Origin of the sequence: Cryobacterium roopkundense, from assembly GCF_014200405.1 — a bacterium.
GTDB lineage: Bacteria > Actinomycetota > Actinomycetes > Actinomycetales > Microbacteriaceae > Cryobacterium > Cryobacterium roopkundense.
The window spans coordinates 40979-65902 of the sequence record NZ_JACHBQ010000002.1 but is presented as its reverse complement, the minus strand read 5'-3'; the positions used below and the strand labels follow the sequence as shown (position 1 = coordinate 65902).

The following is a 24924-nucleotide window of genomic DNA, read 5'->3' as shown; positions in this document are numbered from 1 at the left end:
TATTCGGGACATTCTTCGTGGCCGTCACCTACCTGACGGCGGGGCGGACCCGCACGGTCTGCAATTGCGTGGTGCCAGGATTATCGGACGGCTCGACTTGGATCACCTGATCTCCCCAATCCTACTCAGCCTAAAATCGTGTCACTTGCTCGACGGAGTCAACGGTGAAAGGTGTCAGATTCCCGACCTGGACCTGAGTCGGTCCGTCGTCGACGTCACCGACCAGTACGCCGGCGACGGTGCGGTGTGTCTCTTGGGTGCGCAGATCACCGGACAGTTGAGTATGAATGGTGCGATTCTGACCAATGAGACCGGTCCCGCCCTTGCCGCTGACGGGGTGAGTGTCGGTGGCGGCATGTTCCTTGATGACGGGTTCACGGCGACCGGGCACGGCGATGACGGTGCGGTGCGTCTCTTGGGTGCGCAGATCACCGGACCGTTGAGTTTGCGTGGTGCGATTCTGACCAATGAGACCGGTCCCGTCCTGACCGCCGACAGGGTGAGTGTCGGCGGTGGCATGTTCCTAGATGACGGGTTCACGGCGACCGGGCACGGCGACGATGGTGCGGTGCGTCTCTTGGGTGCGCATATCACTGGACAGTTGAGTATGAATGGTGCGATTCTGACCAATGAGACCGGTCCCGTCCTGACCGCCGACAGGGTGAATGTCGGCGGTGGCATGTTCCTAGATGACGGGTTCACGGCGACCGCGCACGGCGATAATGGTGCGGTGTGTCTCTTGGGTGCGCAGATCACCGGACCGTTGAGTTTGCGTGGTGCGATTCTGACCAGTGAGACCGGTCCCGCTCTCGTCGCTGACGGGGTGAGTGTCGGCGGTCAGATGTTCCTTGATGACGGGTTCACGGCGACCGGGCACGGCGATGACGGTGCGGTGCGTCTCTTGGGTGCGCAGATCACCGGACCGTTGAGTTTGCGTGGTGCGATTCTGACCAATGAGACCGGTCCCGCCCTTGCCGCCGACGGGGTGAGTGTCGGTGGCGGCATGGTCCTTGATCACGGGTTCACGGCGACCGGGCACGGCGATAGAGGTGCGGTGTGTCTCTTGGGTGCGCAGATCACCACACAGTTGAGTTTGCGTGGTGCGATTCTGACCAATGAGACCGGTCCCGCCCTTGCCGCCGACGGGGTGAGTGTCGGTGGCGGCATGGTCCTTGATCACGGGTTCACGGCGACCGGGCACGGCGATGACGGTGCGGTGCGTCTCTTGGGTGCGCAGATCACCACGCAGTTGAGTTTGCGTGGTGCGATTCTGACCAATGAGGCCGGTCCCGCCCTTGCCGCCGACGGGGTGAGTGTCGGTGGCGGCATGGTCCTTGATCACGGGTTCACGGCGACCGGGCACGGCGATGACGGTGCGGTGCGTCTCTTGGGTGCGCAGATCACCACGCAGTTGAGTTTGCGTGGTGCGATTCTGACCAATGAGGCCGGTCCCGCCCTTGCCGCCGACGGGGTGAGTGTCGGTGGCGGCATGGTCCTTGATCACGGGTTCACGGCGACCGGGCACGGCGATGACGGTGCGGTGCGTCTCTTGGGTGCGCAGATCACCACGCAGTTGAGTTTGCGTGGTGCGATTCTGACCAATGAGACCGGTCCCGCCCTTGCCGCCGACGGGGTGAGTGTCGGTGGCGACATGGTCCTTGATGACGGGTTCACGGCGACCGGGCACGGCGATAGGGGTGCGGTGCGTTTCGTGGGTGCGCAGATCACCGGTGGGCTATGGGTGGCTGATGAGACTGTGGGCCGGGCCATCGGCGGCACGGGGTGGGTGGTTGATGGGCTCACCTATGACGGGTACCCGACGGCGAGGTTTACGAGGTGGCTGGACTTCCTGCGGGACGGCACGGCCTCCTACGCGGCGCAACCGTACCAGCAGTTAGCTGCCGTTGCGCGCGCTGCCGGCCACGATGCGGACGCCCGCAGTGCCCTCATCGCCCAACGTGACGACCAGGTCCAACGCAGCACCCTGACCGGTCGCGCGAAAGCATGGGCCCGGTTCACCAAACTCACCCTCGGGTATGGGTACCAGCCCTGGCGTGCACTGATCGGCGTCGCCGGTATTCTGCTGATCGCGGTCCTTGTCACGTCCTTCGTGCCAGGGGCGTTGGCTGTGGTCACGACTAGCACGACACACGAGCTAATTAGCACTCCGTGCACCAGCATCCAGACATTCCAGATCGCTGTTGACACGACTATCCCGCTGGTGTCGACCGGCGCCGGATCAGCATGCCGCCTCACCTCTACCGTCGGCGGTCAAGCCGTCGGCTGGATCGGGGTGTTCCTCACGGTCGCCGGCTGGGCGCTTACCGCCCTCTTCGCCGCAGGTTTCACCCGTGCCATCCGCCAAGCATAAGTTCGCCCGTTCGCGCACGATGCGTTGACAGTTGTCTCGAAACCTAAGCGCCTCGAAACACGTGAGTTTCGAGGCACTAGGTGAGCGCGCGAACCGCGTCCGACGACCGGAGGCTCCCTGATATGGGAATGTGGGGTATGAACTGCATTGAATATGCTGAAGCCTTTCGCCCGGGTCACGTCCCGACGGAGTCCGATATGCGGGGCCATTCTATCGATCGATGGACGCCGGGAAAGGCCGGTCATGATGTCGCCGGTCGTGAATAGCGTGCAATGGATCTACGAGCGGAGTGCGGACGGTACCGCGCGCTTCGCTTTGGGCACGGTGGGTCTGAAGACCCTCATTTGTTTTGGCGTGAACCCGAGCACTGCGGTGCCGGGAGATCCCGACCCGACCGTCAGGCGCGTGACAAGCTTCGCAGCGCGCGATGGGTTCGACAGCTGGATCATGTTGAACCTCTACCCGCAGATCTCGACGGACCCCAAGGGGCTTGACCGCGTGTGCAACCCGCTGCTCAAGATGGAGAACGAGCGCCACATTGCGAAGTTGATCGACGGTCGGCCGTTGACGCTTCTCGCCGCATGGGGAGGGCTCATCGACACGAGGGGATATCTGCCGTCGCTGCTCGAGGACATCGTGCGGGTGACGGACACCGCGGGGTGTGACTGGGTGTCACTGGGGGAGCCTCTCGGGGGAGGGTACCCTCGTCATCCGTCGCGCGCTCGGGGCGATGCCGCGCTTGAGCCGTTCGACATGAGCGGCTATCTGAGCTGATGCTGTCCGTATCACGCTCGCGCGACTTCATCCGCGCCGTCGGCTTCGCTGACGGGGAAAGCGCGAGGGCGGTCGGGCTGCACGGCGGCGGATGCAGTTTGTGTTGTCTGAAGCCGCCTCCACGCTTTTAGCGGGCCTCTGCGATGATCGCTTCGGCGATCGCTACTGTGTCACTGTTCGACTGGACCTGGTAGGCCGACTGTCCGAGTGAGAAAAACACGATGCAGAAATGCGTGATGTCGGTGCAGATCTGCACGGCGTGCTCACCCTCGACCGCGCCCTTCAGGGCAACCGTCGGCAGGGCGGCCTGGCTGTCTGGCGTGGAGACCATCGTGTCGATGAGTCCGGCCAGGTCGTAGCCGACCGTGACCGATGTACCCAGGAGGCCGGCGGCGATCAAGTCGACCGGGACGCCGTCGACCTGCACGGAGCAGCTGAATACTCCCGACCGCTGCGCCACGTAGTTGTCGAAATACGTCGTGCCGACGGTCGATTGGGACCGGACTTCGTATTCGAGTGAGTCGACGCCGAGGGCTGTGGCGATGCCCTGCGACCCGAGCGCGCCGGTGCAGTCCGGTTCGCGTTCGACCAGATCGACCGCCGGCCAAACCAACTGGCCGGGGTGAGCATCCGTCAGAGCGGTGAAAACGGATGCCGCGAGCGGCTGCATCTGCGCCAGGATCGCGTCGGGCGTCAGCCCGGAATAATATCCACCGTCGAGGCTATTCCAGCGCGTGCTCAGCACGATTTCGACCCAGTCATCGCCGACCGGCGCGCTGATGAAGCAGCCGGGTTCGATGCCGCACCCAGTCGCCGCTTCAATGCCTACGATGGTCATCGGGGTGCCGGAGGGGCCGTCGCCGAGCGAGAAGCCGTCGCCCACCACGTAGGGCGCCCAAGAGTCGGCGCCGCCGGGAACGACCTTGACGCTGACGTATGCCCAGTCGGTCGCAAGGGAGTCCTGCATCGGATTGCCGACCGCGGGGCCGACCCGCCAGGAGCAGGACAAACCCCCCAGGGCTGGCACGGCGTACTCGTTAAGGGATAAGGCCGGCTGGATCGCGGCAACCGGGGGCGGCGTGGTTCCGTCGGCGGTGACGAAAACGGGCGCCACATCATCAAGGGCGGCAATGTCGTCGCAGGTGTAAACGCTCGCTGCCTCTGGTGTCGGTGCGCCTGACGGCGACGGTTCTACCGGGGGCCCACGGTGCATCCGCTGAGAACCGCGATGGCGAGCAAAACGGTCGGCGTGATTAGGCTGCGGCGTAACATGCAGTCAGCCTAGCAGTCGCCATTTTGCCGCTTGACCTGTTATTTCCTCGACAAACAGTCCACGCGAGTACGGCACACCTGAATGACTTCCAGAGTGGAATGTTGGCGGCGTGAGGCGTCAGATTGCGGTGCACCTTCCCGACAATCTCGTGGATTATCTCGAATGAGGGCCGCGAATCAGCCGTGCCGCCCTGAATGTCCTCGCAGTGGAATGGGTGGCTTCACCGCTTCGCGTGTAAAGGTTTAATCGCAGAACGTGACGTGAAGGTCAGCGAAAGGTTGGAGTGGTCAGTCAGGGCTGGAATTTTCCCAGCACGAACGCCGTGGTAGTTGACATCCGACCGCCTGATTCTGTGAAGATTGGCATCAAGGGCACGGCGCCCTCGCGTGTGTGGATGACCCCGGCGGTGTCGAGAATGGCCACAGGCTCAAGGTCCCGGATAAGGGCCCAAAACGGCTGGTGGAAGAGCCGTGTGCCACCGTTGAATAGTCGGGTCTGGGTCAGTGCTGTGTAGCGTGCTACAGCTGCTCTTGTTGACGGAAACATGCGCAGAAACTGCCCGGCGCTCGGTTCGTTGGTGCCGTCAATGGCCATGGGCGCCAGTACGACGTTCCATTCGTTCGGGTCGTTTACGACCGACGTCAGGAAGCTACTGATCAGTCTGTATACGAGGGCACGAGGCGTGGTGTTGGGCGTGACTCCGGGTGCCTGAAGACCCGTGGCGAACTCGATCATCTTTACGATCTCGTGCGAACTGTCCGAGTTAACAATGCGTCGCCACCCAATGTTGACGGCTTCACCCAAGACCACAAATCTGATGCCGCGTTCCAAATCGAATTGAATGCGCATGCCATCTTGCTCGTCATGCAGCAGCACTATTGGGCCGTCGTCTTGAGCTGTGATGCGCGTCATGAGTAGATGTGGATGCCGGCGAACTAATTCGCTGGCTATCCACCAAGTCTGCGCCGTCATAAACCGGCTGGCCGCCGCAAAACGCGACTCGGAGGGGGGATCGAAAGTCACCGGAGGGCGATTCGGTGGCGGTGTACGGATAGGAGAACCAAATCAGGATTCAACATTGACATGGAATGCTCCGTCATTTCGGGGTTCTCACCCACGCGGTCGCGCGGGAACCAAGCAATCCAGCCAACAGCGCTAGGACGTTTTCACAGTCTGATCACAGTTTTAAATTCCTATATTACGGATGTTTGAATCTGCGCCGCCCCCCCCGAAAGGGTGAGGCAATGAAACAACTTTGGATTGAGATCTGGTCAAGTTATTTAGGCTGGCGGTAGATGAACGCGGCCAGGTCCGGCACAGTCAAGGCCACCACGGCTCCATGGCTGTGCTTGACGCTTGTGGCTGTCTCCGCAGCTCGACAGCAACAACACAGTGGCCTTGAATCAGCCTCGACGTGCGTGATCGGCCAAACCGAACTTTTCCTGACGCCCACACCAGAAAACGCTGGAACAATTGTCCAAGCTCTTGGTCCAGTGCCGGGATCACGTCAATTGTCGGCACCGTCAGCAGGGCCCCGAAAATCGGCCGGCCGGCCGCCCAGCTGGCCGGAGCTTAAATCATGATGAGGTTATTGATGATGTTTGCTGCGCTGGTGTGCATGGGCTCTTGGCGTGACCGGGCGTGCTGGCGGAGGCGCTTGAAAGCATCGTCCATGCTGATGCTATTGCGTTCGGCGATGACGCCTTTGGCCTGCTCGATGAAGACACGACTGTTCAGTGCTCGTTGTAGATGTTCATTCACCGTCGCATTCTCTCGAGCCGTGCTCTCATTCAGGAGGCTGATGGTGGCGACGTCTGCCAGTGCCTGACCGATTGTCGCGTCTTCATCACTCAACACTCCTTTGTGCGTTCGGAACAGATTCAGCGCTCCGATGGTATTCGGGCGCAAGCGCATCGGAATTGCATGAACTGATTGGAAACCTTGGGCTAGCGCAGCCGCCTGAAAATCGGGGTATCGGTGTCCTTCTGCTTCAATGTCGCTCAGTGTGACCACCTCGCCGGATAGGTACGCGTCAACGCAGGGACCGGCTCCGGCTCTGTGCTGCATTATTTCAACGATGTAGCTTTCTTCGCTGGTAGAGGCTAGAACCTGTAGGTGGCCGCTTTGATCCACCAACACCAGGCCCGCTGCGGTGGCGTCTAGCAACACAACGCATTGATCGACGAGAGTGCGCAAGAGATCGAGCACGTCGTAGTTTCCGACCAGTGCGTCAGCGAGTTCTACGAATGCTCCGCTCACCAGCGAGGCTCGTGACATGTGTACCATGGAGGCCATTTTGGCCCTGAACATGGAAGCGTTAGCGCATCCGACAGGACTATCAGCGTCTTGGTAGTTTGTATGGGTCTGTTTGTGTGACCTGTTCTTTGTCCGCGACATTTCTGACAGCATCGCGTTGGGTATTCGTCACAAACGCCTGGCCAACCCTGCCGCTGCGGAGGCGTAGGCCTCGTGTTCAGTACGAATTTCACGCAGGCGCAGGTCGGGGGTAGTAACCCAGTGACCGTGAGCGGGTCGCTCGGGGCTGTCGGCGCAGCCCCCGTAAAAGAGGCCCATTCTGGAAATCCTGCAATAGATGCATTGCCTATTGACATAATCATTATTATCGGTCATATCACCCGACATATTGCCCGACAAACAGATAGACGTTAGACTGCCGTTAATGGACCATTGGAGGTGGGTAGTTTGACGAATCTTGCTGTGCAAGCGGTGCCGCGTGCCCGCATCGTCAGCGAGGCGCATGCTCGGGCTGTGGAACTTGGAATCAGTGACATTGTTGGTGCCTTGCAGGCCCAACTGGGCCAGGCGCTTCTTGGAGTGATCGTTTCGAAGAACGCGCGGACTCTCACGCGGTGGGCCAACGGAACGGTTCGGCCGCCGCAAGCGAGTGAGCAACTGCTTCGCGATGCGTTCCAAGTTGTTGAGTTGCTGACGTCGGCGGAATCGCCCGAGGTGGCTCGTGCGTGGTTCATGGGGATGAACCCTCAGCTGGATGACGAGTCGCCGGCCGAGGTGCTGTCCACCGGGCGAGCGCGTGACGTCATGGCGGCAGCACGGGCTTTCATCAATGCTGGCTAGCCCCGCCTCGTTGAACCACCGCACCAGTTGTGGCGGGTCGAGCGTGAAGTTCCACAGCTGCGTTTCTCGCAGATCAATGCTGTCGATGCACTCACTGCTTGAACGAAGTGGGAATCGCTTCGACGTGGCGGGTGCCAATCCTGTATACGGCTACGAGTCAGGAGGGCGCGTACGCCGAGACCCTTGCGTAGTTTCGGCCGTCCGCTTCGCTCTTGGCCAAGCTCTAGGCAGCTGGCATGGATGCCGGCTTGCCAGGTCCGGGCGAGGTGCCTCGGTCATGGCGTTTAGATAGGCGTTTGCGTGCCTTGACCTTGTCGAATCCGCTGTCTTTTGTGGACATCTACGCTCCGGCAACCCACACCTATCTAACGAGGAATGCAGCTCTCGACTTCTATCGGAAATCGGTGTCAACAGCCTGGACATAGCGACCGTGCACGGACCAAATCGTCTCCTGACAAGGTCCCTTGCTGCGTGGCTGTACGCGCAGACAGACGAGCATGCGCGTCCCCGTTTGCTGGGCGCTGCTCGCTCTTTTGCTGCCCACGTATAGCGGGCAGGTCGAGCACGAGAATTCATGCCGAAGACGACCTCGGCTCGATCTGGCCCGGGAGATGTTGAGGCGCCGCCGTACGAGACAATTAGGGCATGGCGCGTCGCGAAGTATCTCTCCCGGATGGTTACCCCGAGTTTCTAGGGGCGCTGAAACGCCGCGTTCGCGTGGCTCAGGGTCGCGCGCATCGTGCGGTTAATACGCAGCTCATCGAGCTGTACTGGTCCCTCGGCCGGGCTATCCTCACCGAGCAAGAGGAACAAGGGTGGGGTGCTGGAGTCATTGATCGCCTGGCGCAGGATCTCCAACGGGAGTTCCCTAACATGACGGGCTTATCGCGTAGCAATCTGTTCTACATGCGGGCGCTTGCGACAGCCTGGCCAGCTGATTCAAAAGTCCCACAGCTTGTGGGACTTTTACCCTGGGGCCACATTCGTCTCATTCTCGACAAGCTTAACGATGCCAGCACTCGCGATGGGTATGTCGCGGCGGCCGTGAAAAACGGTTGGTCCCGCGACGTACTACTCAACCAGATCAAGAATCGCACTCTTGAACGATCAGGCTCAGCACCGTCGAACTTCAATGCCGAGCTGACCCCGGCGGATTCCGAGCTCGCCAAGCAGCTCTCCAAGGACCCGTACGTGTTTGACTTCCTGGAGCTGACGGAAGATGCGGCTGAGCGTGACCTCGAACAAGCACTTATGGACCGCATCGTCGATACCCTTCGGGAGCTGGGAACGGGGTTCGCATTCGTAGGGCGTCAAGTTCATTTCGACGTCGGTGGCGACGATTTCTATCTCGATCTACTCTTTTTCCACATTGATCAAATGCGATATGTCGTCATCGAACTGAAAACGGGGAAGTTCCAACCGGAACATGCCGGCAAGCTTGGTTTCTACGTCTCGCTCGTGGACGATCGGCTCCGCCGAGAGGGTCACGCACCCACAGTCGGCATACTCATCTGCGGCGATCGCAACGATCACACAGTTCGGTACGCGCTCGGGCGCTCGGGCTCTCCAATGGCCGTGTCGACATATACATATGACTCCTTGCCCCCGTCGGAGAAGAACGCGCTCCCGGCCGCCGATGAGCTCACCGCGGCCTTTGGCTGGGCCGACGAAGAGCAGGGCAAGCACGGATAATTCTGCACGGTGGTCGGGCGCGACCTGGCGACAAAATTGAACAGCGGCGCGCGGTGTGAGGCGTCTTGTATTCCACGGGCTACAAGACGTTGAGAGCAAACTGCCCAGCGTGATTCGCTGGGATCCAGCTGTATCCCTACAAAACCGCCGACATGGTCTCTGTCTCTTTGGTCTCCTGCCGCAGGCTTTCATCCGGGCCGGCCGAGAGTTTTTTGACGTCGCGGGCGGGGATGCCGAGGCGGTCGGCAACCTCACCGCGAGGCGTGCTGAGTGCGAGCATGGAGGCGATCACCGCGTCAGCGTTGGTCTGTGCAGCCTTGCTCCGTTTCGCTGCGCGTTCACGTACTGCGGCTATTTCTTTCTGTGCGGACGCTTCGATTTCTTCGAGGGAGTCGGTGGCCACGAAGTAGTCGGTGGCGAGTTGTTCGAGCTTGTCTTGTTTTGCGCGGAACTCGGCCGCCTTCTCGCGTGCGCGTGTGCGAGCGGCGGTTTGCTTTGCGGACTTGCGAACGTCGGCCATGATGAGCTCCTTCGGATGGCTGGACCTCCATTATGCAGGCACGCCCGAAGACGCAAGGGCAGCCAGGTCACCCAAGGTCGGGTGGCCCGGCCCACGTGCGCAAGCCTCTCGGTTTCGCCACATCGACTGCATCGTTCGTTGTCGCTGATCGTCCCTCACAGCTTTTCCTCACTCCTGCAGTCTCCGCGTCGAAACCGCACAATCTTTCCGATTGTGGCCAATCTCAATCCTCATTCTTCGTCTATCGTTTTGTCACACCTCTGGCATTAGTAATAAACGAGGTAAAGTCATTTTCATGATGACGGTGCATATCCTCTCTGCGGGAGACGGTTATGCCTACTACACGAACGAGGTTGCGACCGGTGATGCCCGGCGCGAGAGCGGCCGCGAGCTGGGCGATTACTACACCGCCGACGGTAACCCTCCCGGCATATGGGTCGGCGGGGGAGTGGCCACGCTGGGTGTTTCCGGTGTCGTCACTGAGGAGCAGATGAAGGCTCTTTACGGTGAGGGTCTGCACCCGGATGCTGAAGCGATGATCATCGCTTTGCAGGCTCAGGGGAAGACGGCGGCGGAGGCGCACGATGCGGTGAAGCTGGGCCGCGCGTACTACGGGTACAGCACCGGTGGCACGGACCTGAGCGCGAATATTGAGGCCGGTTACGGTGACTTCACGCGGATGAATCATCGCGAGCCGAACGTGACCGAGCGGCGGGTGATTCGGGCTCGTGAGGGTGGGCAGGCGTTTCGGGAGGCGAAGGGTCGGCAGCCGGCGGACAAGGAAGAGCTGGGCCGGTTCATCACCGCGGCGACGCGTCCGACGCAGCAAGCCGTCGCCGGGTTCGACCTGGTTTTCTCCCCGGCCAAGAGCGTGTCTGTGCTCTGGGGTTTGGGTGATGACGATACCCGCACGGTGATCGAGAAGGCCCAGGAATCCGCGATCGCGGACACTGTCCTGTACCTCGAGCGTGAGGCGATCGCCACCCGGGCCGGCACGAACGGGGTCGCGCAGATCGACGTTGAGGGTGGCCTGATTGCGACGCGGTTCCGGCACTACGATTCCCGAAACGGCGACCCGCAGTTGCACGATCACCTGGTGGTGGCGAACAAGGTCAAGGGCAGTGACGGGAAGTGGCGCACGATCGACTCCAAGCTCCTGCACCGCCAGGGCGTGGCCGCGTCAGAGTTCTACAATCAGCGCGTGATGGAGAACGTCACCGACGCTCTAGGCCTTGTCACGGAGCTGCGCGAAGTAACCCCGGGTAAGCGCCCCGTGGTGGAGATCGCGGGAATCCACGACCGCTTGACGTCCCAGTTCTCGACCCGCTCGGCCGACATTAAGAAGGCCGTCCGTGAGCTGGAGAAGGACTACCGTGACAGTCACGGGCGCAGCCCCGACGCGGCTGCCCGCATCAAACTTGCCGACCAGGCCACACTCGAAACACGCCCCGCCAAACCGCACGCCCGATCCCTCGCTGCGCTGCGCGCGCACTGGATAACGGAAGCCACTGCGCGCGTCGGCGCGCACACCGTGGCTGCGCTGTTGGCCCGCGCCCGCGTGGTCGCGGATGAGTCACGTGGGCGCGGGCCGCGCCTGGTCGATGTCGACCGGGCGGCGCGGGACGTGGTGGCAACCGTGTCAGAACATCATGCGGTGTGGGGTCCGCACATGATCGAAGCTGAGGCGCGGCGGTGGGTGCAGAAGGAAAGCCTTCATGGGCAGGTCGTAGAGGGAACCGTCGAGCTGATCACACGCCGCGCCCTAGATACGGACTCCATCGCCGTGACACCGCCGGCACCGCACGGCTCGTTCCAACCGCTGACCCGCAGTGACGGAGCGAGTATTTACGATCACAAGGGCCGGATGCTGTTCACCTCCGCGGGCCTTCTCGCCGCCGAAGACACCCTCCTCGCCGCCGGGCGCACCCGGTCGCTGTCGCCGGTGTCGGTGGCCGAATTTGACCGGACGGCGGCGGCGCACCCGGGTCCACTGGACGCTGGCCAGCGCGCGCTCGCGCGTGATTTCACGACATCGGGAACCCTGCTCATCGTCGGCACGGGCCCTGCCGGGGCAGGGAAGACGACGGCCCTCGCGTTGGCGGCCAGGGCCACCGAACAAGCCGGCGGGCGCCTGATTGGTCTGGCGCCGTCGGCGACGGCCGCCGCGGTGTTCCGTGACACCGTCAACGTCCCAGCCGCAACTATTCACTCCTTCATCCGGGCGTACGAAACGCACGGAGATGTGGCGTCAGGCAGCGGCCACCCGGACGATCTGGTGCTCCGCCCGGGCGACATTGTTGTCGTTGATGAGGCGGGCATGGCCGGGACGATGAATCTGGCGAAAGTCACGGGCATCGCGCAGCGGCACGGCGCTCACGTGCGCCTGATTGGGGACGACCGTCAATTGGCCGCCGTTGAATCCGGCGGCGCACTGCGCTTGCTCGAGCGTGAGGTCGGGTCGATCAAGCTGGAGGAGATTCACCGGTTCACGGCGCCCGAGGAAGGCGAAGCATCACGGATGCTCCGTGACCCTGCGACGGTGGGCGACCCGTTTCGTTGGTACGTCGATAACGAGCGGGTGACTGGTGGCAGTATCGAGAGGATGACCGGGGATGTATTCGCGGCGTGGCAGCACGACGGTGAGGCCGGCAAGAACGCCCTCATGCTCGCGCAGAAAAACGTCACGGTCGCTGACCTCAACAGCCGAGCGCAGGCTTACCGAATGAGCTCAGGGATCGTGCGCGGGAAGTCGTCATCGCAGCTGCGTGATGGCCTCGCCGCGTATCGGGGCGACCGGGTCGTCACCCGCCTGAACGACGCGACGCTCCGCACCGGGCGCGGGACGGACCGGGTGAAGAACGGTGACGTGTGGACGGTCGACAGAGTCCAAGCGGACGGTGCGTTGAGTGTCACGCACACCGGACACGGCGGCCGCATCACCCTGCCAGTTGAGTACGTGGTGACGTCTGTCGAGCTGGGTTACGCGTCCACCATCCACCGGGCGCAGGGCATGACCGCCGATACCGCCCACGTCCTCGCCGACGCATCCACGTCCCGGGAGCTGGCTTATGTGGGTTTGACCCGGGGCCGGGAAGAGAACCGCCTGTATGTGGAGACGGAGGAGGCCCAGCCGATGAGTGAGGTGCTGGAGTCTATTGCTGGGCACAGCGACGGGATGCTGTCCGCGCACGAGAGCATCCGCGCCGAACAAGCCCGCGTTGATGACCTGACGACCCTCATCGACCAGTACGGTGACGTTGCCGAACGGGCGAACGAGATCCGTTTCGGCCAGCTCGTATACGAGGTTCTCGACGATGCCGACGCACGCGATCTGACCAGCTGTGACAGCTGGGGAGCGGTCACTGCGGCCCTCGGCCGCGCGGAGACTCACGGTCTGGACCCGGCAACGGTGCTGCGCGCCTCGCGGAACGAACGCGGCCTCGACGACGCCGACGATATCGGCGCGGTCCTGTCCTACCGGTTGGAACGCCGCATCGAAACGGCACCCACCCACCAGGGTGCGCCGGCCGCCCCGGTCGTGCCGGCCTGGATCGCCGACCGCAGTGCCCTGGACGCTCCGGGAACTGACCCGGCGTGGCGGGAGCACCTCACCGAACGGTATGAGTACCTGGCGGTGCGCCTCAACGAACGTGGGACCAGTGTCGCGGCAGAGCAGCCCGCCTGGTCAACCCAGTTGGGCGACGTCCCAGCAGACAGTGCTCGCCGTGACGCGTGGGTGCGGCTCGCCGCCGAAGTCGACGTGTTCCGCGACCGGTACAAGATCGACCCGGCCGAGGCGCAGGCCATCCCGGCAGCGTACCGGGAGCGCCCCGTCGGTGCGGAGCTGGCGGCCAGGGTGACGGCGCTGCACAAGTCGCAGGCCCTCAGCGACCGCCCGATCGAGACTGGGGACGACCGGCAGCGGGCAGCGGCAGAGGCGGCTGCGGCTGCGCAGACAGCGCGGGACGTGGCGACCGCGCTCACCGTCGAGCGTGCTGTACCCCGGGTGCCCACGACCCGAACCTCACTGGATGTGATGCGTGAGGCGAACCGTGCCAAAGCCCAGCAACAGCAGGAAGCCCAGCGCAAGGCGGGCCTGAATGTCAGAGGCACGTCGAAGACCCGAGGTGATCACCGCGTTCCGCGGTCGGAGGATCCCCGTACGCGTGAGGATGACCGGGAGCGTTAGTCAATCACGCGCTTCGCCGGTCTCGGTGGGCTCTTCGCGCTGTCGGGCGCCTTGAGGCGCCGCTTCCAGTCCGGGTTCAAATCCGATCAGCCACGATGAAATCACGATCAGAGGGCCGGCTATCTACACCGAACGAGGCCCACTCGGGGGAACCGACTGTGCCGCCGATCTGACATACGCTGGCCATTTCTTTTGCTGTCTCGTTGTCGATTGTCTCTATGTAAATGCCGATCACGCCGTCGTCCCTGACGGCGGTGATCGCTTCCTCAAATGGTGCCCACGTTGCGGAGTAGCTTTTCGAGACATAGCTGATCGTCTGGGCCTTGCAGAGTGCATAGACCATGACTGGATCGAGTGGGTCTGTGGGCAACGTCCCGGAAGTTGCGTCCGAAGCTGAGCTCGATGCGGGAGTTGACGGCGCAGCTCCAAGCGTTTCAGGCGGCGCGAATGAGGTAGGCGCTTCGTCGGCGGAAGTGGTCGGGTTGGAGTCGCCACCAGCGGTGCTCGAGCAACCGGACAGGATTATGGTGGTCGCTATCGCGCCAAGGAATATGGTTCCGAGAAGTTTCATGGGTTGAATTATGTTGGTCTGCCTCCGGACATGTTGTCTACTGTCCGGAGCGAGAGTGATTCCTGAGTCTGGTGCTGTTATCTCGTCAGTGGGGCTTCAGCCTGCTAGCGCAGCGAGCCGCCGGCCTCGCCGTGAAGGCCAGACAGGCCACCCGTGGTGAACAAGGATGCACAGACCGATGACCCGCGCTCCAGGGATGACGGTCGCGAACGGTAGAGCGCCGAATGACCGCAGGGTCGGGGTCCGATAGCGTGGGCGCATGCTGGCTGCGGGAAAGGACTCACTTCAATGTCACAGGAATTGACGTATTGGATCGGAGTTGTCCTCGACTTCACGAAAATCCTTGTTTGGCCGCTCATCGTGTTGGGCCTGATCTTCATGTTCCGGAAGCAAATCCGCAGGATTCTGAACGGGCTGAGGAAGATGACTGCCGCCGGTGTGTCCATTGAGACTGATGGCCTGCTCGAGATTGAGAGCGAATTACGCGCTGGCGTGGGGAAAGAGGTTGAGGACACAAACTCCCTTGTTGCGAAGTCAGAAACCGAGCGACCTTTCCAGGAAGCTGCAAACGCCCAACTCGCTCTTCCGACCCAAAGCGCTCCTGTCGACATCGGCAGTTCAATTGGGCGGATGGTCCAAAACCAATACCAAAGCATTGTTAGAGGAGACGACTACCGGCGGTCGCTTGATGATCTCGTCCAGGCGGCAGCCAGGTGGGGACATGCTCGAGCCCTCATTGGCGCCGACACAACCGGAGCACGCATCGACTGGGACGGACCAACGCCGACGCTGCTGGCTCCCGAACCTGACCGGGATCGCGCGGCACGAGCCTCGGTCGCGCAGCGCCGACTTCTTGTTCTAACCGACGAGGACGACGCGGAGCGTCTGCAGAATCTTGAGCGCCGGGTCAAGGAGCTGCAGCGAGAGTATTCACGTACGCGGGCAGACAATAGCTTGGCGCCGTATGCCCGCAAGGAGGAGCTGGGAGCTATAGACAACGACCTCAGAGTCGCGATTTCGAACCTGCGATCCGCGTACCCTCAATCCGGTCTTATTTGATCTTTCAAACCGGTGGAAATCCCAGCCAAGCAGCGGTTCAGGCCGAGATCGACTAAAGAAATTTGACTTGTGCTGAATCTCGCATGGGCTCGAACCACGAAGTTTCCCGGCGAGTGTGTTCCTGGCGGTAAGACCAGGCGAGAACATCCGGAAGCCCCAACAAGGGCTCCCGCGATGGCTGACAATGGTGGCCAACCGCGTCGCGCCCAATCTTCCGGTCCGCTCGCAGATCGCGAATGGTACGCAGATCGAGCTCGTTCTGGGTTGGAGTAGTGCGCTTATCAAAGACGAAGACTCCAGTCGCGAATTCCTCATGAATCTTTGGGATTACGAAACTAAGGCACGCTGCCCTCGCGGCATCTCCATGCACGTCATGCTCAGGAATGGGCGCACAGACCACAATATCGAGACCGTCATGCTCGGCAGCGACGAGAACGGTCGCCTGTCTCAGCGTCTCGAATTCGCCACGACGGTACATCGGGCCGGCGTGGAGGGCATCGCCGCTGTAGAAATCTGTGAGAGTTTTTCGCGTTGCAACCATTTGATCGCAGTCGACAACGGCAACGCCAACAATGTAGAACGTTCGATCGCCGTCAATTTCGAAACTCTCGTCAATGAACGCGACTGGCGCATCATTGTCTGCATAGAGTCGCGCGAGCTTGTCGTGAATGTGGCCCCACCGTCAACGGTTAAAAAAAGCAGCCCCAGGCAGTCCGTAGACATCTGGGGCATAACGCCTCACCGGCAAGAATAAGAATATTCGAGCGAGTTACCCGCGTTGCTTAATGTCAATGTAGCACAAGTCCCTGACGGCGCTCGGCCGCAGGTCTTTCACAACGAGCGTAGCGGGTAAAAATACAACTTGATCAGGTATTCACCTCTGTACCCAGTAGGCTGCGACCGCGTAGCGGCCTCGGAGAGGTACTCGCAGCCTACTGGGTACTCAAAACTGATGCATTCACAAAGCCCTCTTCGAAACGTGTCCAAGACGCGTCCGACCGGTACTCGGCCTGCGGTTTCGCACGTGCAAGCGTGGCCTTCAACGTCAAGTGGAGCAGTTATCAGGGGAGTCCTATTCTGCAACTTCTGCAATAGATGCACTACCAATTGACATAATAACTATTATCGGGCATATTGGGTGTTATATTACCTGTGATATTGGGCGTGAAAACAGTAGTGATTCTTGCTACCAAGTTCGTGACGCGGAAGACTGGTGGGCATGAGTATTCCCGTCCCCGCCTCGCAACCAGGTCACCGCGCGTACGAGGACTCTGTGCGGCTGGACATCGGCGGGATCGTCACGGGCTTGCGCGAGATCCTCGGCGCCCAGCTCGTCGCTTGTCTGGGCAGGGTGTCGAACACTCGCTCTGTGCGTGAATGGGCGGAAGGCTCCCGTGCGCCGGGCGCGGACGTCGTCCAGAGATTGCGTACCTCCTATTACGTGGCGGGCATTCTGAGTGAACGGGAGAGCGGGACGGTGATCCAGGCGTGGTTCCAGGGCATGAACCCGGAGTTAGGCGACAAGTCCCCTGCGGCCTTGTTGCGCGCTGAGCGGTTGGACGTAATCGGGCCGGACGTCGTCGCAGCGGCACGGTCGTTCATCGCGCACGGGTAGATGCCGGCCTCGGCCCAGGTGCCTCGGTGGGCTACTCGCCTTGCCTCGCGATGAAGTCGGCCATGCCGGGCACGGTGAACGCAACGAAACCGCGTTCGGGCGTGTAGATGTGACCGCTCCGGATCAAGTCTCGGCGATTGACGGAGAGGTCCGTGGTGCGCTTCTTTCGCAAACGGGTCACGAGTTCGGCCATTGATGAGGGGGCATCGTCGTCGACCGCCATCGCGGACATGAAGGCCCGTTGGGTTGGGGTTGCCCGTTCCCATCTCGATTGGTAAAGACCCTGTTCCACTTCAGTTCGCGCTGACTCGATGCCGATCTGGGCGTCTTGAAGACTGATGGTGTCCGTGGCCCTGACCGCCCAGACATGGCTTCCACACGCTTGGATGAAATATGGGTATCCCCCGGTCGCGGTCACCGCCGCCGCTAGGGCGTCAGGCTCCCAGTCGACTCCGTTGGCGCGTGCCGGAGCAGTGAGGGCGTCAGACGTTGCGGTTGTGTCGAGCAAGCCGATCTGGCGGTAGTCGTAAAGGCGCTCCGCGTAGCTGGTCGCATCGGCGAGCACCGCGGGGAGGGACGGCAGCCCCGCTCCGACGAAGACGACGGGAACGGGGAAGACATCCTGCCCGAGATTATGCAGGGCGACATTGAGGGCAGCGAGGTCGCCGGATGAGGCCTCTTGGAGCTCGTCGACGGCCAGCAGAATGACTGTATTGGCCCCACGCGCAGCCAACCCGATGGTTTCCAGCAGCTCCTGGAGATCGACGGCGAGATCGCCGCTATCGGCCACGCCGCGCTCGGGCTCCACGTCGACAGTGAAGGAGTATGTCCCTGACGGATCGACACGAATTTGAAATGACCGCAGCACGCTTGCGGCTTTGGACCACAGCGCTTTGGCGCGGTCAGAACTTGAGAGGACTCGTCGGAGTGCGAGGTGGAGCTCCTTGGCTAGCGCAACAGCCAAGGGCTTACTGCTTGATGCCTCGACTTTGACGAAGATCAGTTTAAGTTCGGCCGCATCGCGTCCCAGCTGATTGAGCAATACGGTCTTGCCCACCCCGCGGAGTCCAGAAAGGATCCAGGGGCGTTCCCCCTCGCCTGCCTCACGTGCCTGGTAGAGCCGCGTACGGAATTCGCTGAGCAGGTCGGAACGGCCGGCCAGAACCGGTGGTACTCGGCCCGCGCCGGGCTTGAAGGGGTTCGTCGCAAGGTCCATAACTAAAAGAATATAGCCGATAGTAAACGAATCGTTTACTCGGTTATATAAGTCTTTATCAAATTCACTAAGGACAGCCAACGTTGTTGCATTAGACGTGCCTTACCGGGATTTCCTTACGCGACAGGGCAAACGCGACAAGTTCGTTCAGGCGGGGCGCGCGGCCCCGTCATTGCGGGGGCGTTCCCGCTTGGGGTCCGCCTTACGGGCGCGTGAGGAGGGCCAATCTGTTGTCCTACCGTCGACGTCGACCCCTGATCGGCATTGACCGTCGCGGCGCGTCGTTGGCTTCCTTTAGAGCGTCAACAAGATTCCCGATCCCTTTGGCTATATGCTCGACGCGTTTCTCGTTGCGGTTGTTTATGTTCCAGTTTTTGTCGTCATAGTCGACGTCGGCGTTCGCTTCGCCCCATTGCTCGATGTTCAGCTCGAAAGTCTCCGTGTAGGTCACGGGTATCTTGGGCGTCCAAATTTTCCACGACGCAAGTCGCCGCAGCACTCGAGGGTCATCGTAGGAAGCGGTGACCTCGTAGTTGCGGGGGTAGTCGCCGGCGTAGTAGTCCGGCGCCCTATCGAACGTCCAATGAATTGACCGCCCCGGGCCAAGTTGCTTGATGCGGTACGCGTCGCTGAAGAGGCCGTTTAGGACGTCCGCTCGGCCGGCCATATGCCCGTCAAAAGGCTTGTCCACTGACAGGCGAATGTCGCTTGCTACCGCCCCAGATACGTTCCTAATTTCGATCATCATTAGGATCGACCGGAACTTGTAGTCGACAACCAAGAACGGTCGAGCAGCATCCTCTCGTTCCTTGATGTATCTCCGTAGCTGAATTAGCGCGAGTAGTGCAGCGAGCCCAGTCACCACGACTCCCGCGCCGGCAAAGACTGCTTGCCATTCGTCGGCTGTCGGCGCTCCGGCAACTCGCCACCACTCACTCATGACTGAAGTGTATTGACTATGGTGACGACAGCCATCACGCCGCGAGACGACCCCGAGAGTCCCAACTCTTTATGCGATCAGATACCGGGCAACGCGAGGCGCTCCGGTGAGGGTTCCTCCATCGCGGGATGCGTCTGTGGAGCAGTGTTCAGCAGCTGGCTGACGCGAGGGCGGTCGTCTGTTCACCACTCATCACTGGAATGCTCGTAGTTGATTTTCAGATTGTGTCGTTCTGACCGGAAGATGTCCCCCGCAACTACTCGTCGTCAAATAGGCGCCGTACTTCGGGCGAGAAATGAATAACATGGGGGCCTCCCTTCAGGATCTCGACCGATGCGGTTATTCCGATTCGTTCCAGAAGTTCACAATATTCATGCCAGGGGAGCCGCTCTCCGGCATCCTCTGTGACTCCCTCATCGGGCAGCATTGCCATCGCGACGTGATGCCGAAGCTCGGATTCGGTTAGCTTTCCCTGACCGCCGTGAGGGCGGTAGCTTATTCCAAACCCGCGATCACTTCGAAAGGCGACTCGCGAGGAGTCGTCAAGGCATGCAAATTCTTGAAGTGCAAAGGAGAGGGAGCCCTCAGACGCGTGGTCTAGTGAGCACGAAACGCCCAAGCCAACTACGTGCATCGCAGATCATTCCCATCCCTGTTCGTCCAAGCCTAACTAGTCATACCAAGTCAGTCCAAGGGCCCCTGCTCCGTCGTGCTGCTGTTTCTGAATCTGGAACTTCATAGAACTCGAATGGCAAGAACGACTGCGATGTACCCGGAGGGGGTGTTCTGCCCACTTGGAGCGCGACGAGGCCGTCCCATACACGGTTCCGCGAGCGGAAACTCTACGCGTGCTCCTCGACATCGACGAGCCACCCTTTCAGCGAGCGTCGGCGTTGCTCGGGTGGTGGACTAGCGGTCCCTTGGACGCGAGGAAGCGGTTCGTCGTCGTCATCGATGCGCAGCCGAACTCCCTGAGCAGAGGTTAGCCTCGCTGAATTCGCCACCGGCTCGATCTCGATCATGTATCGAGAGGGGGAACGGGCGAGGAACGCTCCATTGCCGAACTCGCGGCCGCCATCCGCCCGCTCGTCGCCGTCCGCCGCTTTGATCGATTCCGGCGGCGCACCGTGGCCGGGACGACGTAGGGACCAACGCTCGATGACGTCTTGCGTGACCTCGTGTACCGCGACTACCCGGCCGCGCACTCGATCGGTGAACTCTTCCTCATGGTGCGACTCCATCGCTTCCACCGCGGCGAATAGTTCGGGTCCGAGCATGTCAGCGAGAGCAGCATGCGACGTTCGCGTCTCGATACCGAAGTCGACCTCATCGCCGATGGCAAAAGCATCGCCACAGCACGCCCATTCCCATTCCGTCAGCCACACGCGCGTCATAACCCCACGCTAGTTCAACGCCCACATCGCGACGCAGCCGACTCGGTCGGGGATCCGTGAGCGCACCGCCGGCACGTCCCGGTGAGGGTTCCCGCACGGAGTTTCAACCAGCTGCCCAGGATGCCGGATGAATCGACTCAAATTAGCTTCGCTAGGCTCACGGGATGATCACATCAGAATTCGTTATCCGACCGACAGCCGATGACGACTGGCAAGAGATCCGTGAACTACGTCTTGAAATGATTCGGGATACCCCGACGGCATATACCGAGACGCTGGAGTCTGCGCTGGGCTATGACGAGGCTGAGTGGAGAATGCGCGGACAGCGCGGCGCCAGCGGACACGGCGTCGCACTTGCCGCGATCACTGAATCAGGACGCTGGGTCGGGACCATGGCCGGTTTCGTGCCGGATGCAGAGACCGGCGCGATCCTGGTAGGTGTGTACGTGTCACCGGATTTTCGCGGCACCAGGATAGGCGTGACGGATGCGCTACTGAGTGCCGTTGAGAACTGGGCGCGAACCGAGTGCGACCAGCTCACTCTTCACGTACACGAAGACAACATACGTGCACGAAAGGCTTACGAGCGCAGGGGCTTTGTGCCCACGGGACACAGCGCCGCGTACAACCTCGACCCCAGCAAGCAGGAACTTGAAATGGTGAAAGCACTCTAGCTATCAATGGCTTCCACTTAAGGGCTTGTCGGAGCAGGTCGGCAACCCAGTCCGACAACGACCGCCGGATGCAGCCCGTCGTTCGGATGGGCCTAGATCCATAGGATTGCCCTCATGCTCTTCGCCACTGATCTCGAAATGCCGATCAACTGAAGTCATTGAGCCAATAAAGCTGGCCCGAAAGGTGCGCGACACGTTGCTCAATTAACAGTCGGTCACGGCCACTCAGCTGCCCCTTGTCCTGGTCCCGTAGGGGTTCCCCTGTGGGAAAGGGCCCTCGAGGCTCGTGGAACGATAGCGATATGGCAATTGGTATGCACCACATTGAGATTTGGGTCGCAGACCTGGTCAGCGCTCGCATGTCGTGGGGCTGGCTTCTCGCGGAACTCGGATGGTCCGTTGACCAGGAGTGGGACAACGGAACCTCCTGGCGATGCGGGGACGTCTACCTCGTGACCACGCGACCGCCAGCCCTCTCTGGTAGCGCACACGACCGAAGGCTGCCAGGAATCAACCACCTCGCGCTTCACGGAGGATCCGAGGCCGACGTTGACCGCGTCCTGGGTGCAGCGGCGGACAACGGCTGGAATTCGCTGTACGCGGATCGCTACCCCCGCGCTGGAGGCCCCGACCACTACGCCGCGTATCTTGAAAATGAAGCCGGCTTCAAGGTCGAAGTTGTGGGCCAAAACTGAGCACCAACGCATTCCCGTTCAGGGTTCCGCTTACGGGGCCGGCCGATACTCCCAGCGATTAACAGCCGGATCGCTCTAGGGGTACGTCGACCTCTTAAGCTCGAACCATGGCGTTCCCTCATTCAGACCGGTTGAATTTTCGAAACATGACCGACGACGACCTCGAAGTCATGTCTGCCATGCTGGCTGACCCAGATGTAATGGAGTTTTACCCGCGACCAAAGAGCCGCGAGGAGACCCAGACCTGGATCGACTGGAACAAGAGCAACTACGCCGAACACGGCTACGGTCTTTGGATCATCGAAACGAAGGCAGATGAGTTTGCCGGCGACTGCGGCCTAACTTGGCAGGACGTCAACGGCCGACCCGAACTTGAGGTTGGCTACCACGTGCGGACAAAGATGCAGGGACGGGGCTATGCAACCGAGGCTGCACAGGCTTGCCGGGACTACGCGCGAGATGTCTTGGAGACCGCTCACCTAGTCGCGATCATCCACCCCGACAACACTGCTTCGAGACGAGTAGCAGTAAAGATCGGGCTTGAATTCGAAGAGGATGATCACGGCGGAGCAATAGATATCCGATCGGTATACGGCTCACGTCTTTGACGCCCGCTAACCGTTCCCCGGTGACGCAACGTCGGCACCTTCGGCCGCCGGTTGATTTGGTCCCAGATCTGTCGTGCTTGTCGTCCGCCTTGTGGGTGCCTGTTACCGTATTCTTGCGCCGTGAAGAAATTGCGGCGAGGCACTTATGACCGGTCTGCGGATGCGGCTTATTTCAACATTTCACCTCGGATAAACGCCGGGGAGGCCGTTCGGCAGGACGTCCACGAAATCGACGGCCGCGGCGAAGTCATTCTCGACTTCGATGAAGACGGCAAGCTTCTAGGGGTCGAGATCCTCGGTGCCAAGTGTCTGCTGCGCCCGTCCACCCTGAAACAAGCCAAGCGAATCGGCTGACCCAGTGGCCCCCGGTCCTATGGCCGTTCCCCTGTGACGCAACGTCGGCACCTTCGGCCACCGGTTGATTTGGTCCCAGATCTGTCGTGCTTGTCGTCCGGCTTGCGGAACGAGGGTGAGAGAGTGGGTTCTCCGGGACGAGTCCCAGCGGCCGCGGGGTTTGATCAACCCGCGCGGGTTCCTCCGCGTCGCCCGGCGAGGTAGTCGGCCGGCATGCCGGGACCGATGCGGACGGCGACCTCCTCCGCGGGCACGATGCCGCACGTCTCACAAGTCGCGACCGCGTGCACCGCGCCGTCACCGCAGGCGGCGTGTCGGTACAGGATCGGTGGTTCGATGGGGGACGCCCAGGCGTTGCCCCACTCGGTGAGGGCGATGAGCGCGACCGCGAGTGCGCGGCCCTTGGTCGTGAGGATGTAGTCGGCAGAACCTTCGCGCTCCATGATGCCGCTCGCGACGAACGAATCCAGCCGCGAGGTGAGCACGTTGGTCGCGATCCCGAGGTTGTGCTGGAAGTCGCTGAAGCGCGTCACGCGAGCGAACAAGGCGTCGCGGATGATGAGCAGACTCCACCGCTCGCCGACGAGCTCGAGTGATCGCGCGATCGAGCACACCTGCGTGTCATAAGCCTTCCCCAACATGGCTCGACTCTACCACTTGCATGATGCAAGTTGTTCGGGTTACGCTCACTTGCATCAACCAAGTTCAGGAGGCCTCTCCACCGAGGGAGGCACGCAAAGGAGCAGAGAAATGAACGCGAACTTCACGACGACGATCACTGTAGATGCCACGCCGCAAAAGGCGTTCGACGCGATCAACGACGTCCCCGGGTGGTGGGGGCGGATCACCGGCTCGACCACCGCAGTCGGCGACGAGTTCGTCTACGTCGTCCCCGGACTGCACTACAGCGGATTCCGGGTCACCGATATCGAACCGGCACGACGCATCGCATGGCTCGTCACGGGCAGCTACCTCGACTTCACCGCCGACAAGCAGGAGTGGAACGGCACGACCGTCCGGTTCGACATCGAGGAGGCATACGGCGGAACGCTGGTCACCTTCACCCACGAGGGCCTCGAGCCCGAGGACGAGTGCTACGACGTGTGCTCGAACGCGTGGGGCATGTTCGTGAACGGTAGTCTCAAGGCGTTTATCGAAACCGGGGAAGGCAAGCCGTACTCATTTGACGGCGACGAAACGCTCACCGACGCCGATCACGCAGAGCTGCACCATCAGGTGGCCGAGGCAGCCAGGCTCGCGAACAACGCAAGCTGACGCGAACCTGAGTCCCGACAGCAGCAATCACTGCCGGGCCTCAGTAACGTCAGTGCGCGGGGCCGCATCGTGCTGACCCAGTGCATCGGCCCGATTCCGATAGATTGCGCACCAGAGACACCCTCAAGACGGAGGTCCACGTTTGATCTGCGGTGGAAAGCGGCGTGCCAGTTTGCGTTGACGGAGACCGCGTTCCGCCCGACAAATCGGCTCATGCGGGCCTGCCCTTAATACTGAGCGCAATGCGGATCGCTCGGGCCTCGTCGCAACTCGAACGCGTAGTGCCCCGGCGGGGATACGACGGCGGACGAGCCCGCACACGGGTGAGCCTCACCCCGCAGGGAACCAGTGCGCTACGGATCGAGGTCGATATGTTCCGCGATATCGTAGACCGCGTGCAACCGTCACAGCAGTGATCGCAGAGACGTTCTCCGCCGTTCTGACCGGAGCGTTTCGTTCCTAGCAGATGTTGACCCGGGACCGCGGCAGCCGTTCGCGCGAGACTTCGTGCCCGGCATCGGTCCCGCTGAGGGTTCGGCTTACGGAGTCGCCGAGACAGATTGAACGCCTGCATGGGCGTCACGGTCGCCCTATCGCTGTCGGATGTC

General features: G+C 61.5%; 22 protein-coding genes. 13 read left to right on the top strand and 9 right to left on the bottom strand.

Annotated features, from left to right (window positions below):
* The first annotated feature begins 145 nt into the window (after nt 1–145).
* Nucleotides 146–2371: a hypothetical protein gene (locus tag BJ997_RS21050; RefSeq protein ID WP_183323857.1), complete on the top strand. Its 2226-nt coding sequence runs from the start codon at nt 146–148 to the stop codon at nt 2369–2371.
* Nucleotides 2372–2614: 243 nt separating this feature from the next.
* Entirely contained in the window at nt 2615–3145 is a 531-nt protein-coding gene (locus BJ997_RS21045; RefSeq protein ID WP_052542032.1) for a DUF1643 domain-containing protein, read from the top strand.
* Nucleotides 3146–3272: 127 nt separating this feature from the next.
* On the opposite strand, the gene BJ997_RS21040 is transcribed toward BJ997_RS21045, so the two are convergent.
* The 3 genes from BJ997_RS21040 to BJ997_RS21030 all read right to left on the bottom strand — a co-directional run bounded on the left by BJ997_RS21040 (nt 3273) and on the right by BJ997_RS21030 (nt 6704).
* Entirely contained in the window at nt 3273–4358 is a 1086-nt protein-coding gene (locus BJ997_RS21040) for a hypothetical protein (protein ID WP_152602099.1), read from the bottom strand.
* 351 nt (nt 4359–4709) lie between these two features.
* The gene (locus tag BJ997_RS21035) at nt 4710–5390 is read right to left on the bottom strand and encodes a TY-Chap2 family putative peptide chaperone (RefSeq protein WP_420827203.1); all 681 of its coding nucleotides are present in this window, start codon (nt 5388–5390) and stop codon (nt 4710–4712) included.
* 600 nt (nt 5391–5990) lie between these two features.
* Nucleotides 5991–6704: a GAF and ANTAR domain-containing protein gene (locus BJ997_RS21030; protein WP_035835729.1), complete on the bottom strand. Its 714-nt coding sequence runs from the start codon at nt 6702–6704 to the stop codon at nt 5991–5993.
* 432 nt (nt 6705–7136) lie between these two features.
* Between BJ997_RS21030 and BJ997_RS21025 the strand changes: the two genes are divergently transcribed.
* Nucleotides 7137–7514, top strand: coding sequence for a hypothetical protein (locus BJ997_RS21025; RefSeq protein WP_052542034.1), 378 nt, complete (start codon nt 7137–7139; stop codon nt 7512–7514).
* Between the two features lie 645 nt (nt 7515–8159).
* On the top strand, nt 8160–9206 hold the full coding sequence (locus BJ997_RS21020; protein ID WP_035835695.1) for a PDDEXK nuclease domain-containing protein: 1047 nt from the start codon (nt 8160–8162) through the stop codon (nt 9204–9206).
* A gap of 136 nt (nt 9207–9342) precedes the next feature.
* Here the strand turns inward: BJ997_RS21020 and BJ997_RS21015 are convergent, their stop codons facing one another.
* Nucleotides 9343–9726: a hypothetical protein gene (locus BJ997_RS21015; protein WP_035835696.1), complete on the bottom strand. Its 384-nt coding sequence runs from the start codon at nt 9724–9726 to the stop codon at nt 9343–9345.
* 295 nt (nt 9727–10021) lie between these two features.
* On the opposite strand from BJ997_RS21015, the gene mobF reads away from it, so the two are divergent.
* Entirely contained in the window at nt 10022–13915 is a 3894-nt protein-coding gene (mobF, locus tag BJ997_RS21010; RefSeq protein WP_052542036.1) for a MobF family relaxase, read from the top strand.
* 76 nt (nt 13916–13991) lie between these two features.
* On the opposite strand, the gene BJ997_RS21005 is transcribed toward mobF, so the two are convergent.
* Entirely contained in the window at nt 13992–14486 is a 495-nt protein-coding gene (locus BJ997_RS21005) for a hypothetical protein (RefSeq protein WP_152602101.1), read from the bottom strand.
* A 288-nt stretch (nt 14487–14774) separates the two neighbouring features.
* Here BJ997_RS21005 and BJ997_RS21000 point away from each other — a divergent pair, with 288 nt between their 5' ends.
* From BJ997_RS21000 to BJ997_RS20990, 3 genes are all read left to right on the top strand, one after another.
* A complete protein-coding gene (locus BJ997_RS21000) occupies nt 14775–15545 on the top strand; it encodes a hypothetical protein (RefSeq protein ID WP_035835698.1) in 771 nt (256 codons plus the stop codon).
* A 184-nt stretch (nt 15546–15729) separates the two neighbouring features.
* Entirely contained in the window at nt 15730–16299 is a 570-nt protein-coding gene (locus tag BJ997_RS20995; RefSeq protein WP_035835699.1) for a hypothetical protein, read from the top strand.
* Between the two features lie 465 nt (nt 16300–16764).
* Nucleotides 16765–17160, top strand: coding sequence for a hypothetical protein (locus BJ997_RS20990; RefSeq protein WP_035835700.1), 396 nt, complete (start codon nt 16765–16767; stop codon nt 17158–17160).
* 31 nt (nt 17161–17191) lie between these two features.
* Here BJ997_RS20990 and BJ997_RS20985 read toward each other — a convergent pair whose 3' ends face one another.
* The 3 genes from BJ997_RS20985 to BJ997_RS20975 all read right to left on the bottom strand — a co-directional run bounded on the left by BJ997_RS20985 (nt 17192) and on the right by BJ997_RS20975 (nt 20710).
* Nucleotides 17192–18376, bottom strand: coding sequence for an ATP-binding protein (locus BJ997_RS20985; RefSeq protein WP_035835702.1), 1185 nt, complete (start codon nt 18374–18376; stop codon nt 17192–17194).
* Nucleotides 18377–18611: 235 nt separating this feature from the next.
* Nucleotides 18612–19316: a hypothetical protein gene (locus BJ997_RS20980; RefSeq protein ID WP_035835703.1), complete on the bottom strand. Its 705-nt coding sequence runs from the start codon at nt 19314–19316 to the stop codon at nt 18612–18614.
* 842 nt (nt 19317–20158) lie between these two features.
* On the bottom strand, nt 20159–20710 hold the full coding sequence (locus BJ997_RS20975) for a DUF6578 domain-containing protein (RefSeq protein ID WP_035835704.1): 552 nt from the start codon (nt 20708–20710) through the stop codon (nt 20159–20161).
* Nucleotides 20711–20874: 164 nt separating this feature from the next.
* Between BJ997_RS20975 and BJ997_RS20970 the strand changes: the two genes are divergently transcribed.
* The 4 genes from BJ997_RS20970 to BJ997_RS20955 all read left to right on the top strand — a co-directional run bounded on the left by BJ997_RS20970 (nt 20875) and on the right by BJ997_RS20955 (nt 23041).
* On the top strand, nt 20875–21384 hold the full coding sequence (locus tag BJ997_RS20970) for a GNAT family N-acetyltransferase (RefSeq protein ID WP_052542037.1): 510 nt from the start codon (nt 20875–20877) through the stop codon (nt 21382–21384).
* A gap of 302 nt (nt 21385–21686) precedes the next feature.
* Complete coding sequence (locus BJ997_RS20965; RefSeq protein WP_035835705.1) at nt 21687–22079, top strand: VOC family protein; 393 nt, start codon at nt 21687–21689, stop codon at nt 22077–22079.
* Between the two features lie 107 nt (nt 22080–22186).
* Entirely contained in the window at nt 22187–22687 is a 501-nt protein-coding gene (locus BJ997_RS20960) for a GNAT family N-acetyltransferase (protein WP_035835706.1), read from the top strand.
* 120 nt (nt 22688–22807) lie between these two features.
* Complete coding sequence (locus BJ997_RS20955; RefSeq protein WP_052542039.1) at nt 22808–23041, top strand: DUF2283 domain-containing protein; 234 nt, start codon at nt 22808–22810, stop codon at nt 23039–23041.
* 164 nt (nt 23042–23205) lie between these two features.
* Here BJ997_RS20955 and BJ997_RS20950 read toward each other — a convergent pair whose 3' ends face one another.
* Nucleotides 23206–23682, bottom strand: coding sequence for a winged helix-turn-helix transcriptional regulator (locus BJ997_RS20950; RefSeq protein ID WP_035835708.1), 477 nt, complete (start codon nt 23680–23682; stop codon nt 23206–23208).
* 109 nt (nt 23683–23791) lie between these two features.
* Between BJ997_RS20950 and BJ997_RS20945 the strand changes: the two genes are divergently transcribed.
* Nucleotides 23792–24316 carry an SRPBCC family protein gene (locus BJ997_RS20945; RefSeq protein WP_084141093.1) on the top strand — a complete coding sequence of 175 codons (525 nt, stop codon included), beginning with the start codon at nt 23792–23794 and terminating at the stop codon, nt 24314–24316.
* Nucleotides 24317–24924 lie beyond the last annotated feature (608 nt).

Coding starts and splice junctions, on each gene's coding strand:
- BJ997_RS20970 (WP_052542037.1), top strand. CDS start 20,875: ATGATCACATCAGAATTCGTTATCCGACCGACAGCCGATGACGACTGG.
- BJ997_RS20975 (WP_035835704.1), bottom strand. CDS start 20,710: ATGACGCGCGTGTGGCTGACGGAATGGGAATGGGCGTGCTGTGGCGAT.
- BJ997_RS20965 (WP_035835705.1), top strand. CDS start 21,687: ATGGCAATTGGTATGCACCACATTGAGATTTGGGTCGCAGACCTGGTC.
- BJ997_RS21035 (WP_420827203.1), bottom strand. CDS start 5,390: ATGACGGCGCAGACTTGGTGGATAGCCAGCGAATTAGTTCGCCGGCAT.
- BJ997_RS21000 (WP_035835698.1), top strand. CDS start 14,775: ATGTCACAGGAATTGACGTATTGGATCGGAGTTGTCCTCGACTTCACG.
- BJ997_RS20990 (WP_035835700.1), top strand. CDS start 16,765: ATGAGTATTCCCGTCCCCGCCTCGCAACCAGGTCACCGCGCGTACGAG.
- mobF (WP_052542036.1), top strand. CDS start 10,022: ATGATGACGGTGCATATCCTCTCTGCGGGAGACGGTTATGCCTACTAC.
- BJ997_RS20995 (WP_035835699.1), top strand. CDS start 15,730: ATGGTGGCCAACCGCGTCGCGCCCAATCTTCCGGTCCGCTCGCAGATC.
- BJ997_RS20950 (WP_035835708.1), bottom strand. CDS start 23,682: ATGTTGGGGAAGGCTTATGACACGCAGGTGTGCTCGATCGCGCGATCA.
- BJ997_RS20945 (WP_084141093.1), top strand. CDS start 23,792: ATGAACGCGAACTTCACGACGACGATCACTGTAGATGCCACGCCGCAA.
- BJ997_RS21020 (WP_035835695.1), top strand. CDS start 8,160: ATGGCGCGTCGCGAAGTATCTCTCCCGGATGGTTACCCCGAGTTTCTA.
- BJ997_RS21005 (WP_152602101.1), bottom strand. CDS start 14,486: ATGAAACTTCTCGGAACCATATTCCTTGGCGCGATAGCGACCACCATA.
- BJ997_RS21045 (WP_052542032.1), top strand. CDS start 2,615: ATGATGTCGCCGGTCGTGAATAGCGTGCAATGGATCTACGAGCGGAGT.
- BJ997_RS21030 (WP_035835729.1), bottom strand. CDS start 6,704: ATGGTACACATGTCACGAGCCTCGCTGGTGAGCGGAGCATTCGTAGAA.
- BJ997_RS20985 (WP_035835702.1), bottom strand. CDS start 18,376: ATGGACCTTGCGACGAACCCCTTCAAGCCCGGCGCGGGCCGAGTACCA.
- BJ997_RS20980 (WP_035835703.1), bottom strand. CDS start 19,316: ATGAGTGAGTGGTGGCGAGTTGCCGGAGCGCCGACAGCCGACGAATGG.
- BJ997_RS21040 (WP_152602099.1), bottom strand. CDS start 4,358: ATGCACCGTGGGCCCCCGGTAGAACCGTCGCCGTCAGGCGCACCGACA.
- BJ997_RS20960 (WP_035835706.1), top strand. CDS start 22,187: ATGGCGTTCCCTCATTCAGACCGGTTGAATTTTCGAAACATGACCGAC.
- BJ997_RS21015 (WP_035835696.1), bottom strand. CDS start 9,726: ATGGCCGACGTTCGCAAGTCCGCAAAGCAAACCGCCGCTCGCACACGC.